We start from the raw sequence: 13,217 nt of genomic DNA, 5'->3' as shown, positions 1-13,217 counted from the left end.
GCACGTGTGGTGGGTTTCCGTCAGTCCTTCGGGTCGATCCCGGTGTAGGCGGACGCGTCCTTCCCTCCGCTGGGACGTTGCGAGCGGCCGCGGGTTCCCATGTCGTGGTGGCCTTCCTGGCCCTTCTTCGCGATGTCCTCACCGCGGCGCGAGTCCGACTCGACCGGCGTCCCCTCGTCCTCTTTCGCAGCGTCCCGCCCGCGACGCTTGCCGCCCGTGGCGGCGTCGGACTTCTTCGGCTGGTCGAACGAGCGCCGGGCGCTGGGGTTGTCCTGGGTGTGCGTGGAGTCGACGTCCGGGGACCAGCCGTGCTGCTCGGTTCCCTCGTGCCGGCTCGGTCCCTCTCCGTGGGGGACGTGCGACTTCGGGCTGCTGGACATGAGCGGTCCTCCTGCCTTGCGATCTGCCTTGCGGCCCCCTGATGTGCCTCTGCCCCGCCCTTGACAGGTCAACCGCCGACACCGGACGCGCGGGCCGCGCCATACGTGCGCGCAATCCGGGTAGACACGTGGCGTGACTCAGCCGAACCCCCACCCGCACACGTCCGACGACCTGCTCTCCGGCCTGAGTGTGGACGCCCGCCGGCCGGAGCAGCCCGTGCTCCTGGACGGCTCTGGGGCGCCCATCCGCACGTGGCAGGAAAACTATCCGTACGACCACAAGGTGGGACACCGGGAATACGAGCGGACGAAGCGGATCCTGCAGATCGAACTCCTGAAGCTGCAGCGCTGGGTCCGGGAGACCGGCGCCCGGCTGGTGGTGATCTGCGAGGGCAGGGACGCGGCCGGCAAGGGCGGCACGATCCAGCGGTTCACCGAGCGGTTGAACCCCCGCGGGGCCCGGATCGTCGCGCTCGCGAAGCCCACCGAGCGGGAGGCGGGGCAGTGGTACTTCCAGCGGTACGTCGACCATCTGCCGGCAGCCGGTGAGATCGTCTTCTTCGACCGTTCCTGGTACAACCGCGCCGGCGTCGAGAAGGTCATGGGGTTCTGCACGGAGGACCAGTACGAGCTGTTCCTGCGGCAGTGCCCGGCCTTCGAGGCCATGCTCGTGGAGGACGGCGTGCTGCTGGTCAAGTTCTGGTTCTCGGTCTCCCGCGCCGAGCAGCGCACCCGCTTCGCGATCCGCCAGGTCGATCCGGTGCGGCAGTGGAAGCTGTCGCCCACGGACCTGGCCTCTCTGGACCTGTGGGACGCCTACACCACGGCCAAGGTCGCGATGTTCCGTGCCACCGACACCGCTCACGCGCCCTGGACGGTGGTCAAGAGCAACGACAAGCGGCGAGGCCGGCTGGAGGCCATGCGCAGCCTGCTGTGGCGCATCGACTACGACCGGAAGGACGGGAAGGCGGTGGGCCGTCCCGACAGCCTCATCGTCGGGGCCGCCGACACGCTCCTGGAGTCCGGTGAAGAACCCACCGACCTCTCCCCCACCCCTCTGGCCGGTCCGTCTCTCGGCCCCGGCCTGCACCCCGACCCCTGACTCCCGACCGGTCGGCGGTCGGTCGGCGGTCGGTCGGTCGGTCGGTCGGTCGGTCGGCGGCAGGTCGGCGGGGGCGATCGCATCGTTTCCCGGCTGCCGATCGGGATCCTTTCGCGGAGTGGCTTTCGCCGCTGGCGTCGGCTCGCTGAAGTGGTGGCATGCATCTCACACCGGCCCATGCCACGCAGGCCGCGACGGACGTCGAGCCCCGGACGGAAGGGGGCGACGACGCGTGCGAGCGGGTCAGGCAGGCCCTGCGCCGCGCGGGGTTCGACACGTCGACGCCTACGGAGGACGGCCTGCGGGTGTGGACGGCCCCCGAGGGGGTGATGGTGGGCTGGGTCGCCCGTGAGGTGCTGCGGCCCACCGTGCAGATACACGGCCATGAGGACGACATCGACCGTCTCACCTCCCTGACCGGCCTGCACAAGGCGCTCCGGACGGCCCTCGCCGTGATCCTGCGCGAGGCGGGCCTCGACGCCTCCGCGCACGGGGAACACCTCGTCGTCGTGCGGCCCGCGGACGCCCGCCCGGCCGAGGAGGGTGCGGGGACGCCGGAGTGACGCCGGTCCAGTCCGGTCCAGTCCGATCCAGTCCAACGAATCCGATCGAATCCGGTCCCGACGCCGCGACGACCGGTCACGATCCGGCGAGCGCGTCCCGGGGAGGAACCCCGTAGGCCTCTCGGTAGGCGGCGGCGAAACGCCCCTGGTGGTGGAAGCCCCACCGGTGGGCGATGGCCGTGACCGTCTCCCGCGTGGGATCCGCCGCGACGAGATCCGCGTGCGCATGTGCCAGGCGTACGCGACGCAGATACGCCATGGGAGTCGTGGCGAGGTGGCGTCGGAAGGCGTACTGGAGGGCCCGCGGGGTGACGCTGGCGGCGGCAGACACATCGGCCAGGCCGATGTCGTCCGCGGGGTGCGACTCGATGTACGCGACGGCGCGGCGGACGGTCTCCGACGTCGCGTCGCGGGTGTCCGCGAGGACGGGCTCGGGGCGGGCGTCGGTGGGGAAAGCCGCCAGGACGGTCGCGGCGAGCAGCCGGGCGGCGGCGTCGACCACCAGCGATGCGCCGCCGGACGGCAGCGCCAGGATGCTCGCTTCGACGTAGTCGACGGTCCGCTTCCACTGGTCGGCCATGGCGCGGGAGACGGGGGTGAACCGGGTGAAGCGCAGCGGGCGGGCCTTCTGGCCGGGCAGTCGTCCCGCGAGCTCCTGCACCAGCGCGAGCGGCACGGTCACGGCCCGCAGGTCGGCGCAGTACACCCGGCCGGCGTAGGGCAGGTGGGGCTGCGAGATCGCCAGGACGTCGCCCGGCCCGGCTCGGGTGACGTCGTCCTTGCACTCCCGGACCATGCGGCCGCCGACGACGTGCGTGATGGCCACGGCACCGAGGGGGTCGGTGGCGTAGGAATACTCCGTCGGTAGCGCCAGCGTGCTGAGCGCCAGCGGGCCGGCGCTCGTACGGGAGTACTGGAACGGCCTGTGAGGTGCGGGCGTTCGCATGCGCAGGCTCGTCCCGTATGCCGTCTTCAACCAGTCGCGTGCGACATCGACTTCGGTGGTCCGGAAGCTCTCCCTGCCCGGCGGCCTCCCCTGTAGCTGCTGTGGCATGGCAACGGACGTCCTATCGCGCGGCGTGGCGCGGCACGGAGGAGCAGCGCGATCTCAGGATAAGTCGAGCGGCGGACGAATCGTGCGGGTCGAGTCAACGAGGAAGTCCTGCTGTGGGTTGGGCGGAAGGCCGAGGCGCGTGCCGCCTCGGCCTCGGCCGGCATGCCGAGCCGTACGGGGCTGTGCACCCCGGCGGCTTCCGGCGTGCACAGCCCGTACTGACGGTGTCTCAGCGCGTGGTGTCAGACCTGACCGCGCCAGGCGCCGGAGGCGGAGCCGCGGTCCTCGATGAAGTGCTTGAAGCGCTTCAGGTCGCCCTTGACCTGCCGGTCGACGAAGCCGAGCTTGTCCCCGAGGTTTTCCGCCATCCCCTCGGGGTCGAAGTCCATCATCAGCGTGACCTGCGTATGGGACGGGTCGATGGGCTCGAAGGTCACCAGGCCCGACTGCTCGCTGTCGCCACCGACGGTGACCCAGGCGACCTTGGTATCGGGGATCTGCTCGGTGATCTCCGCATCGAACTCCCGTTCCACCCCCGCGACCTTCGTCACCCAGTGCGTGAGGGTTTCGGTGCGCTGCTCGATGCGCTGCACGCCGTCCATGAACTGCGGGAAGGACTCGAACTGCGTCCACTGGTCGTACGCGGTGCGGATCGGGACGTCGACCTCGATGGATTCCTTGACCTGCGACATTCTCAACCTCCTGGGTGTCGGCTGCGGACCCCGGACCCGGTGACGGGTCACGACCGGTTTCACGGCCGGGCACTCCATCCATCGGTGCCCTGCCACGCCGCACCTGCCCCACCCCGCGAACGGCACACACCGAACGAGCTGTCTTACTGGGCCACACGGCCCGAGCCCAGTCGGTCGCCGGTCGCTCCGGGGCGACATCATTGCCCCATGGACGCCACCCCGACAGAGGCCACCCCGCCACACCCCACTCCGGCGGACGCCACTGTGACGGTGCCCGAACTCCTCACCGAGCGGCTGCGGTTGCGCGCGGCTCACGACGAAGACGTCCCGGACCTGATCGCCTGCCCCCCGCTCGTCGCCTCCGGCGGAGGCCCCTTCGCGATCCCCCTCGTGGTCGCGACCACCGCGTTGCTCGCCGTACCGCCGGCCCTCCACGCGCGGCCGGCCGCCTTCGAGCGGGCCGCCGCGACCCTCGCGGCAGCGCTGCTGCCGTGGCCGCTGATCGGCTCCTGGGTGGGTATGTTCGCCTTCCTCCCGTCCGCCCCTCTCCTGCTCCTCGCAGCCGTCGCGGACCCGCGGCGGCGCCCGAGGGCCGCCAAATTCTTGGCAGCGGCGGGCCTCCTGCTGGCGGTGGCGGTGTCGCTGTCCTGGTGGAACCGCGGTTACCAGGGCGACGTCCGGGGTGTCCGCTCGCGGATGCCGGCGGGGGTTCGAGCGGCCGGTTCGCGGCCCTCAGGCCTTGACTCCCCCCGACAGCGCCTGCAGACTCACCACACTTGTTGATCTTCGCCACGGGGGGCGTGAACGACTTGATGGTCTTCTACACATGTCTGGGACTGCCCGTCGCCGCACTGGTCGCGTTCCTGCTCTGGAGCGACAGGGCCACGCGGACGAAGAACGTGGACGGGCTGCAGATCGAGGAAGAGGCCCGCCGGGAGGCCCGCTTCGACAAGCTGTCCCCCGCACGCCGGTTCTACGCACCGCCCAGCCAACTCAAGTCCCGCCGCTGACGCGCAGTTTCAGAGCGCAGCCGGGTCGGGCACACGGCGGTGTACGGCCTCATCCGCGTAGTAGGTGGCGCGGCAGACGACGAGCGAGGCGTCTGATCGACCGGCGCGCGCCCGCCCCACGGCTCCGCCCCGTCCTTCCGCAGGGGCGCCGTGGTGCGGTGGACGCCTTTCCCTTTCGCAGTCGCACGGGCACGGGCACGCATGCCGCAGGCGCGACGGGCGTCGGGGCCCAGGCCGCGGACCACGAGCACGGCCACACCCGGCCGGCAGGACCTGAGGCGTCCGTGGCCGAAGGCGTGAGCGGTCACGGGAGGGGCGAAATGCCCGTAGTAAGGGATTCGGATCAGGCTGATTTCTTAGCATCAGAGGTCAACAATTGTCCCGGCCGCCACTCGGGCGACTACAAAGGACCCCATCGAACCGGACCCGACACGGACGGGGTGATAAACCCGTAGGCGGTCGGAATGATGGCGAAGGTGGTGGTGTGCATGCGCGAGTGCGGCACGATCGAAGCGATTGCGGTCAGATTACTCACTAAAAGCCCGAGTCCGGGACCTCTCCCCTGAGGGGCCGGCCATGCTGATGCCGATCCTGTTCTCCCCGGCACAAGCCTCGGCCGACGAGTACCGGTCCCTGACTTCGACCATTCGGTCGAAGGCGGAAGATGCGCAGGGATTCTTCGGTGGAGAGGGACGCAAGGAGGGCGAGATGCCCCACCTTCCCCTCCACATCCAACTGCGGGGGCTGTTCATCGAGCTTTTCATCGAGCTCCGTCCGCGCAATACGAGCCTCCGTATCTCCGGATTCCGGAAACTCTTCGAGAACGGCCATGCGCCGCCTGAGGCGTCCGTCCACCACGTACGGGACTCGACCGCGCCGCAGGAACTGCCCCGAACGGAAACCCTGCCGTTCGGCGGGAGCCGTGCCGACCTGGAGACGGCCGCCGCCGTCCGGCGGGCGGGGATCCTGATCGGGCGCCGGCCCTTGAGCCTCGCGGTGATCCGGCTGCACCAGAACTGCGATCCGCGGAGCACCGCTTACGGGATGCTCGTGCTCTCGGAAATGCTCTGCGAGGCCGCTCGCTACCCCGCCCTGGCCGATGCGATGTCACGCCTCTGGGTAACCGGAGGACGACTGTAGTCCGCACCAGCCGCCCTTGTTCCCACCCACCCACTGACCCGAGGCGTTGGGGCGCCGACGGAGAAAGGACGTCGCTGTTCGGAAGGCCGGGGCGGAAGGCGCCGCCCCGGCTTTCGCCGGTCCGGACCGGCATCCTGCAGAGGCGGACACCGGCGGGTGGTACCCGTGTCCCTGAGACTCCTCAGCGCGCCGGCACGGTGTCGTCTGCTTCACTCTGGTCGTCATGGCCTGAGGCAGAGGGTTCGTGGACCACTTCGACATCCACGACCTCGGCGTCCACGACCACGTGCGTCGGCTTCGTCAGGTCGAGGCCGGACAGGTGCCTTTTGAGCCTTTTGGCCATGGGGAGGTAGGTCGCGAGAGTGAGCCCGCCGGACACGACAGCTCCGACGACAGGGATGGCCTTCGAGACGGTCTTCGCGAAGGTCTGCTTCGTCATCTGAACACCGAGGTAACCCGCGACCTTTTTGACTACGGGATAGATGACGCCCTGGGTGAGTGCCTTCTGCGGCAGCTTCTTCGCGACCTGCTTCGACATCATCCCGGCGACCTTGCCCACGGCGGCGTTCGCCGATTGGGTGCCGAACATGACGCCGATGAAGAGAGTGAGCACTCCCTTGGTCGCGTCGTCGAGGTCGTCGTTCTCGTCGGACAACAGGTCCGGCCAGCTGTAGAGGTAGGCGAGCTTCTGCGCGATGCGCAGCATGTGGCCGAAGTACTGGACCACATCGGCGGGCACGGTGGCGGGAAGGAGGAGCAAGCCAGGTATCCCGGCAGCCGCAGAGAGGGCGCTGGTTTTGGCAGCTTCGTAGTTGATGGAGTCGTTGGCCGCTTTGTCCAGAACCTCGACAGGGATACCCGCCGCTGCGGGGGTCTCTTCGATTGCTCGACGGATTTCTTCCTCGGAGCACTGGCGGCCGAGTGCCTGCCGGAGGTACGCCTCCCGGTTGATACGCACACCCGGAAGGTTTGCTGCGCGCACCAGGGCTGCGGAGAAGCGCAATTCCGGGTTCTCGATCCCTTTGCTTGTGGCCATGGCAGGAACCTACAGCAGCCGGGGGATGCGGCGAGGTCTTTCCAAACTCCTCGTGGTGTACGGCAGTTATGGCCCGGGGGCAGGGTGCGGGTGCCGGGCACCGGGTGCCGGGTGCCGGGTGCGTCGGCGCGTACGGTCAGGCGGGGTGATGCGGGGGTGCGTCGGGTGGAGGTACCGCACACAGGCGGCCAGGCACCGGATACGGCGGCAACTGGGGTATCGTGCGGCCCGGTTCACGATCAGCTCTCGTGCCGTGCGGTCACCGATGACGATCCGCAGGGTGCCCGGTGCCGGCTTCCGCAACTGGGCCAACCCTCGGCACGTCGAGGAACTCGCCAGGATCTGGAACATCCCGCCCGACCGCATCCCGCACGACGGGCCGCCCACCCACGTGGTGCGGATGGTCCACCTCGCCGAGGAAGGCTCCCTGCGCATGCTGTGGGTCTGCGGCACCAATCCCGCGGTGTCCCTCCCGGATCTGGAGCGCATCCGCGCCGTGCTCGGCCTGGAGGGGCTCTTCCTCGCCGTCCAGGACCTCTTCCCCACCGAGACGACCCAGTTCGCCGACGTGGTGCTGCCCGCGCCCGGCTGGGGTGAGAAGACCGGCACGTTCACCAATGCCGACCGCACCGTGCACCTCTCCCTCAAGGCGGTCGATCCGCCCGGCGAGGCACGCCCCGACCTCGACATCTTCCTGGACTTCGCCCGCCGGATGGACCTGTGTGACGCCTCGGACGCGCCGCTCCTGCCCTGGCGGGGCCCGGAGGACGTCTTCGAGGCGTGGAACGGGTGCAGCCGCGGCCAGCTCTGTGACTACAGCGGCCTGAGCTACGCCCTGCTGCGCGAGCGCGGCGGCATCCAGTGGCCCTGCACCGCCGAGCACCCCGACGGCACCGAGCGTCTTTACACCTGCGGCGACTTCCGCAGCGGGCCCGCGGACTGCGAGAGCTACGGCCGCGACCTCCTCACGGGTGCCTCGCTCGACGAGGAGGCGTACCGGTCGCTGAACCCGGACGGCAAGGCGGTCCTGCGTACCGCCGCCTACGCCCCGGCACCCGAACAGCCCGACGCCGCCTACCCGCTGTGGCTCACCACCGGGCGCACCCTGTACCAGTTCCACACCCGCACGCGCACCGGCCGCGTTCCCGAACTGCGAGCAGCCGCACCGGACATGTGGATCGAGATGTCCGAGGCGGACGCGGTGCGGGCAGGCATCGGGGAAGGCGAACGACCTCGCCGAGGTGACCACGCGGCGCGGGGCGGTCCGGGCCCGCGTCCGGGTCACCGGCATCCGCGAGGGCGTGCTCTTCCTGCCGTTCCACTACGGGTACTGGGACGCCCAGGACAGAACCGGGCACCGCCGGGCCGCGAACGAACTCACGCCCACCTCGTGGGATCCGGCGTCGAAGCAGCCGCTGTTCAAGTCCGGCGCGGCCCGCATCACGCCGGTCGCGCCGCTCCCCGGCCTTGCCCCGGCTCCCACGGTGGCGGCCTCCGCGCCGGAGCCGCCGTCGCGGCCCCGCCCCGGCGAGGACTGACAGTGGGCGTACGGCTGCGTCCAGCGACGGCACTGGGGGCGCCGGGCGAGGGCGGCTCCGTCGCGCAGTCGCTCACACATTCATAGGTTCATACGTTCAGCATGATGGCGTAGGCGAGGAAGAAGAGCGCGCACGCCAGGGCCACCAGGCAGATCAGGACGAGGGGGCCCTTGCCCCAGCCACGGGTCAGGGGGCGGTACGGCCCCGCGCCGGAGCCGGTGCTTGACTCACCGGGCGGTGTCTCGCCGGGCGGCACCCCGTCGAAGGGCCGGGTGGTGTTGCGGGGGTCCGGGTCCGGAACGCGTGCGGACATGACTGCCTCCCTCACCTCGGGCGCCGCGCCCGCCCTGCCGGCGGGGCGGCTGGGGTATCCGGCGCCTACCCACGGCGGGGCGCCCCATCCCTCGGCCGACCGCCGGGGGGTGTACCCGTCAGCCGGAGGCGAGCACGGAGTCGTCGAGGGTGCCCGTGCCGGGCAGGTGATGGCGGGCGGCGATCAGGGCTGCGTGCACGTCCGTCGTCCCGGTGGCCACGCACAGGGCTCGCTCGACCGCCTCGATCTCCTTGCGCACGGGCGAGTCGCCTTCGGCTGCATCGAGTACGGACAGCGCCCAGTAACGGTCGACGAGGCCGGGCAGCACGGCCGGGTGAGCCATCAGCATGGGTGTTCGCCTTTCGCCAGCGGATCGATCAAGTGGCCGTCGCCTACCCTGCCGATCACCGTTGAACCCTGCCGGAGACGATCACCGCCCGCAGGTCACTCCGGCCCGGCGGCGCTGTCGACGTCCGGCTGGAGGGCGAGGCCGGTGGATGTCCTGCACGCTGAAGCCGCCGCGGTAGCCGACGTCGTCGATGGACCGGGGGGAAGGCGCGACCATCACCAGAGCGCCGATCCGCTGCGGGGCCGCGACCGCGGCTGCGGCTGCGGCCGGCACCCCGATCAACGCCTTCGGGGCAGTGCCGACATCTGGTGCGTTTCACGTGGAATGCCGCGTTTTCTGGGTACGCGCAGCATGACCGTGGCATCTCACCGTCGACGAAAGGTTGCGTCATGCCCCGAGGATCCGGCCCCAAGCGCGAGCGCCAGTACGAGCACATCAAGGAGTCCGGGGAGCAGCGCGGCATGTCCGAGGACCGCGCGAAGGAGATGGCGTCCCGGACGGTGAACAAGGAACGCGCGCGTTCGGGTGAGAGCAAGACCGCGAGCCGCAGCTCGACCCAGGGCAAGTCCGCCTCCCAGCGCGGTGGCGAGAAGTCCGGCGGCGGGGGCAGCTCGTCCGGGCGCACCAAGGACGACCTCTACCAGGAGGCGAAGAAGCGCGGCATCGAGGGCCGCTCGACGATGACCAAGCAGCAGCTCAAGAACACCCTCGGCCACTGACCGCGGGTCGAGGAGGGGGAGGAGGAACCCCTGTGGCCGTCCGCCATCAGCTCGTCCGCTGTCCGCCGCGTCGCGTGTGGGCCGTACTCGCCGATCCGAACCTGTACGGGGAGTGGGTGGTGGGGCCCTCCGGGTCCACCCCGCTCGACGCCACCTGGCCCGCGCCGGGGTCCCGGCTGCGCTACACGGTCCGGCTGGGCCCCTGGTCCGCCGAGGGCACCACGACCGTACGCCACCAGGAGGCCGGCAGGGAACTGGAGTTGGAGGCGTCGTTCAAGTCCCTCGGGACGGCGCGGATCTTCCTCCAGCTCAGGCCGTGGGGCGAGGAGACCCTCGTCGTCTGCGACGAGCACCCGCTGCGCGGCCTGGGCGGCTTTCTGCACAACTCGGTGAGCGAAGCGGCCCTCCAGCTCCGGCACCGCGGCATGTTGGCCCGCCTGGCCCGGCTCGTGGAGCAGCAGCCCGACGAGGTGCTCCGTGCCTGACGCGGTGGTGATCGGCGCCGGCCCCAACGGGCTGGTGGCCGCGAACCTGCTGGTCGACGCCGGGTGGACCGTGGAGGTTCTGGAGGCCCAGGAGGAACCGGGCGGGGCGGTGCGCAGCGACCGGGGGGTGCACCCGGACTACGTGTCCGATGTCTTCAGCGCCTTCTACCCGCTCGCCGCGGCCTCCCCGGTGCTCGCGCGACTCGATCTCGGCGGCGAGGGCCTGCGCTGGAGCCACGCCCCGTCCGTACTGGCCCACCCCCTGCCGGACGGCCGGTGCGCGGTGCTGGAACGCCGGGTGGAGGACACCTGCGCCGGCCTGGCCGGGTTCGCCGCCGCCGACGCCGAGGCGTGGATGGACATGTACCGGACGTGGAGCCGGCTCGGGCCGGATCTCGTCCAGGCTCTGTTCACGCCCTTCCCGCCGATCCGGTCCGGACTCCGGCTGGCTGTGGGGCTCCGCGCCTCCGGCGGGCTGCGGCTGGCCCGGAAGCTGGCCCTGCCGGTACGCCGCCTGGGCGAGGAGGAGTTCGCCGGGGAGGGCGGTCGGCTTCTGCTCGCCGGCAACGCCCTGCACGCCGATCTGGCCCCCGAGGCGGCGGGCAGCGGTGGATTCGGCTGGCTGATGTCGATGCTGGGGCAGAGCCACGGCTTCCCGGTGCCCGTCGGAGGGGCCGGCGCCCTCACGGGGGCGCTCGTGAGCCGGCTGCGGCGCCGCGGCGGTGTGCTGCGCTGCGGGGAGCGGGTCACGGCTGTCCTCGTACGCGGGGGTGCCGCGGTCGGGGTCAGGACCGCGGGCGGGGAGACGGTGGGCGCGGGCCGGGCGGTCCTGGCCGACACGTCGGCGCCGGCCCTGTACCGGGACCTGGTCGGCGAGGAGCACCTCCCGTCCCGCCTGGTGTGGGACCTGGAGCGGTTCCACTGGGACTTCGCGACCTTCAAGGTCGACTGGGCACTGACCGGTCCGGTGCCGTGGACGGCACCGGGAGCGGCCGGCGCGGGGACCGTCCACCTCGCGAGCGGTGTCGACGGGCTCACCCGCTTCGCCGCTCAGATCGCCGCAGGACGGGTCCCCGACGAGCCGTTCACGCTGTTCGGCCAGATGACCACCGCGGACCCCGGCCGGTCACCGGCCGGTACGGAGTCGGCGTGGGCGTACACCCACCTCCCGCAGGACATCGCCGCCGACGCCGGCCCCGACGGCATCACCGGCCGCTGGGACTCCCGGGAACAGCGAGCCATGGCCGACCGTGTCGAGGCGCAGGTGGAACGCTTCGCACCCGGCTTCCGTGAGCGGATCGGCGCCCGCCGCATCCTGGCCCCCACCACCCTGCAGGCCATGGACGCGAACCTCCACAACGGCGCCGTCAACAACGGCACCACCGCCCTGCACCAGCAGGCGGTCTTCCGGCCCACGCCCGGGACCGGCAGGCCCGAGACTCCCGTGAAACGGCTCTACCTGGCCTCCGCCGCCGCACACCCCGGCGGCGGCGTCCACGGCGCACCGGGCGCGAACGCCGCCCGGGCCGCCCTGCGCCTCCACGGGCTGCCGGCCGTTCTCCACCGGGCCCAGCGCGTCTGACGGCCTGCGGGCAGCCGGGTGCGGCGTACACCGGCGCCCGCCCCACCGCCCTGCGAGAGTTCGGGTCCGCCCCTCGCCGCCGCGGCACTCAAGGCGCGACCGTCATCTCCGCACACCGGGTGACGACGGAGGCGAGGGACCGGCCGTCGGCGTGGAGGCGCCGCTGGATGCGGGCGCCGTTGCCCCGCTCGTGCAGCCGCGCGATGGCTTCGCGGACACGCTCGTCGTCATCGTGGTCCTTCAGCGCCTCGCGCACATGCCGGTACAGGGCTTCGACGGCATGCTCGGCGGACGTCTCGCGCATGGTCTCCGGGTGCAGCAGCGGTCCGTCCAGGCCCGAGCGGGCGGCCCGCCAGGAGGCGAGGCGCAGCAGGCTCGTATCGACCCGGGCCGGAGGCCGCCCGTCCTGCCAGGCGCGGGACTCCGTCTCGACGAGGCCGCGGATGAGGGCGGCGAGCAGGACCGGCGTGGCGGCGTCCAGGCAGACGTCGGCGACCCGGACCTCCACGGTGGGGTAGGTGGCCGACAGCCGGGCGTCGAAGTAGATCATGCCCTCGTCGCGCAGCACCCCGGTGTCGATCATCTCGCGTACCTGCTCGTGGTAGCGGTCGGCGGAGCCGAAGACCCCGACGGGGCCGGCGGAGGGCCATCGGTTCCACACCCTGCTGCGGTAGCCGGCATAGCCGCTGTCCTCGCCCTGCCAGAAGGGGGAGTTCGCGCTCATCGCCGCCAGGACGGCCAGCCAGGGCCTGATGCGGTCCAGGACCGCGACGCCCTCCTCGTCCGAGTCGACCGATACGTGGACGTGACAGCCGCAGGTGAGCTGTTCCTGGGCCGTGAGGCCGAACTGCTCGCCCAGCCAGCGGCAGCGCCGGCCGACGTTGAGCGACGGCTGCACGGGCAGCGGCGAGGTGGCGACCGCCGCAACCACCGCACCGGCGCTGGCGGCGTGGCGGGCGGCCTCACCCCGGATACGGACGATCTCATCCTGGAGTTCGCCCATCTCCGTGACCGGTTTGGTGGCGAACTCCAGCTGCTCCTTGTGCAGTTCCGTCTCGAACTCGTGCTCCGGTCCGCCGTCGGCGCCGGAGCGCTGCCGGTTCTGGCGCTCTGCGGCCGCCAGGACCGCTCCCGACACGGCGCGGGGAGCCCCGCTGTCCGCGTCCACGAGCAGCAGTTCTTCTTCCACGCCTACGCTTCGCATGTCGCCGCCTGTGCATCGATCCGTCAGATGTCCCGCACCTGCCCCGGCCG

Annotated in this window: 15 protein-coding genes and 2 pseudogenes; 9 read left to right on the top strand and 8 right to left on the bottom strand. The window is 71.3% G+C overall.

Annotated elements, in window-relative coordinates; translation table 11 throughout:
- Window positions 1-20: 20 nt before the first annotated feature.
- Window positions 21-380: a hypothetical protein gene (locus tag ACFWFZ_RS03080; RefSeq protein ID WP_387115674.1), complete on the bottom strand. Its 360-nt coding sequence runs from the start codon at window positions 378-380 to the stop codon at window positions 21-23.
- Window positions 381-513: 133 nt separating this feature from the next.
- On the opposite strand from ACFWFZ_RS03080, the gene ppk2 reads away from it, so the two are divergent.
- Both ppk2 and ACFWFZ_RS03070 read left to right on the top strand, forming a co-directional pair.
- Complete coding sequence (gene ppk2 / locus ACFWFZ_RS03075) at window positions 514-1,482, top strand: polyphosphate kinase 2 (RefSeq protein ID WP_387115671.1); 969 nt, start codon at window positions 514-516, stop codon at window positions 1,480-1,482.
- 158 nt (window positions 1,483-1,640) lie between these two features.
- On the top strand, window positions 1,641-2,045 hold the full coding sequence (locus ACFWFZ_RS03070; protein WP_387115668.1) for a hypothetical protein: 405 nt from the start codon (window positions 1,641-1,643) through the stop codon (window positions 2,043-2,045).
- Window positions 2,046-2,121: 76 nt separating this feature from the next.
- On the opposite strand, the gene ACFWFZ_RS03065 is transcribed toward ACFWFZ_RS03070, so the two are convergent.
- Both ACFWFZ_RS03065 and ACFWFZ_RS03060 read right to left on the bottom strand, forming a co-directional pair.
- The gene (locus ACFWFZ_RS03065; protein WP_387115666.1) at window positions 2,122-2,991 is read right to left on the bottom strand and encodes a helix-turn-helix transcriptional regulator; all 870 of its coding nucleotides are present in this window, start codon (window positions 2,989-2,991) and stop codon (window positions 2,122-2,124) included.
- 350 nt (window positions 2,992-3,341) lie between these two features.
- A complete protein-coding gene (locus tag ACFWFZ_RS03060) occupies window positions 3,342-3,791 on the bottom strand; it encodes an SRPBCC family protein (RefSeq protein WP_387115663.1) in 450 nt (149 codons plus the stop codon).
- A 207-nt stretch (window positions 3,792-3,998) separates the two neighbouring features.
- Between ACFWFZ_RS03060 and ACFWFZ_RS03055 the strand changes: the two genes are divergently transcribed.
- From ACFWFZ_RS03055 to ACFWFZ_RS03045, 3 genes are all read left to right on the top strand, one after another.
- Window positions 3,999-4,574 carry a hypothetical protein gene (locus tag ACFWFZ_RS03055; RefSeq protein ID WP_387115660.1) on the top strand — a complete coding sequence of 192 codons (576 nt, stop codon included), beginning with the start codon at window positions 3,999-4,001 and terminating at the stop codon, window positions 4,572-4,574.
- A 17-nt stretch (window positions 4,575-4,591) separates the two neighbouring features.
- Window positions 4,592-4,801 carry a hypothetical protein gene (locus tag ACFWFZ_RS03050; protein WP_387115657.1) on the top strand — a complete coding sequence of 70 codons (210 nt, stop codon included), beginning with the start codon at window positions 4,592-4,594 and terminating at the stop codon, window positions 4,799-4,801.
- Between the two features lie 576 nt (window positions 4,802-5,377).
- A complete protein-coding gene (locus tag ACFWFZ_RS03045) occupies window positions 5,378-5,941 on the top strand; it encodes a ribosome-inactivating family protein (protein ID WP_387115654.1) in 564 nt (187 codons plus the stop codon).
- Between the two features lie 181 nt (window positions 5,942-6,122).
- Here the strand turns inward: ACFWFZ_RS03045 and ACFWFZ_RS03040 are convergent, their stop codons facing one another.
- A complete protein-coding gene (locus ACFWFZ_RS03040; protein WP_387115651.1) occupies window positions 6,123-6,977 on the bottom strand; it encodes a hypothetical protein in 855 nt (284 codons plus the stop codon).
- Between the two features lie 292 nt (window positions 6,978-7,269).
- Here ACFWFZ_RS03040 and ACFWFZ_RS03035 point away from each other — a divergent pair.
- Window positions 7,270-8,515: pseudogene (locus ACFWFZ_RS03035) on the top strand (molybdopterin oxidoreductase family protein); the annotation flags it as partial.
- Between the two features lie 88 nt (window positions 8,516-8,603).
- Here ACFWFZ_RS03035 and ACFWFZ_RS03030 read toward each other — a convergent pair.
- The 3 genes and pseudogenes from ACFWFZ_RS03030 to ACFWFZ_RS03020 all read right to left on the bottom strand — a co-directional run.
- Complete coding sequence (locus ACFWFZ_RS03030) at window positions 8,604-8,828, bottom strand: DUF6480 family protein (protein ID WP_387115648.1); 225 nt, start codon at window positions 8,826-8,828, stop codon at window positions 8,604-8,606.
- A 118-nt stretch (window positions 8,829-8,946) separates the two neighbouring features.
- Window positions 8,947-9,177 (bottom strand): DUF5133 domain-containing protein, encoded by a 231-nt coding sequence (locus ACFWFZ_RS03025; RefSeq protein WP_030302032.1) that lies wholly within the window; start codon window positions 9,175-9,177, stop codon window positions 8,947-8,949.
- Between the two features lie 147 nt (window positions 9,178-9,324).
- Window positions 9,325-9,432, bottom strand: a pseudogene (locus tag ACFWFZ_RS03020) (alpha/beta hydrolase); the annotation flags it as partial.
- Between the two features lie 134 nt (window positions 9,433-9,566).
- Here ACFWFZ_RS03020 and ACFWFZ_RS03015 point away from each other — a divergent pair.
- From ACFWFZ_RS03015 to ACFWFZ_RS03005, 3 genes are read left to right on the top strand one after another with little or no spacing between them, the layout of a single operon-like run.
- Entirely contained in the window at window positions 9,567-9,896 is a 330-nt protein-coding gene (locus ACFWFZ_RS03015; protein WP_387115645.1) for a plasmid stabilization protein, read from the top strand.
- A 32-nt stretch (window positions 9,897-9,928) separates the two neighbouring features.
- Window positions 9,929-10,381 carry an SRPBCC family protein gene (locus ACFWFZ_RS03010; RefSeq protein WP_387115643.1) on the top strand — a complete coding sequence of 151 codons (453 nt, stop codon included), beginning with the start codon at window positions 9,929-9,931 and terminating at the stop codon, window positions 10,379-10,381.
- Entirely contained in the window at window positions 10,374-11,963 is a 1,590-nt protein-coding gene (locus tag ACFWFZ_RS03005; RefSeq protein ID WP_387115640.1) for a phytoene desaturase family protein, read from the top strand. Before ACFWFZ_RS03010 ends, ACFWFZ_RS03005 begins: the two co-directional genes overlap by 8 nt.
- Before the next feature lie 88 nt (window positions 11,964-12,051).
- On the opposite strand, the gene ACFWFZ_RS03000 is transcribed toward ACFWFZ_RS03005, so the two are convergent.
- Window positions 12,052-13,167 (bottom strand): glutamate--cysteine ligase, encoded by a 1,116-nt coding sequence (locus ACFWFZ_RS03000; RefSeq protein ID WP_387115637.1) that lies wholly within the window; start codon window positions 13,165-13,167, stop codon window positions 12,052-12,054.
- Window positions 13,168-13,217 lie beyond the last annotated feature (50 nt).

The sequence above is a fragment of the Streptomyces sp. NPDC060232 genome (assembly GCF_042726555.1).
GTDB lineage: Bacteria > Actinomycetota > Actinomycetes > Streptomycetales > Streptomycetaceae > Streptomyces.
Note: the sequence above shows the minus strand (reverse complement) of the source record. Positions and strands in the feature narration are given on the sequence as shown.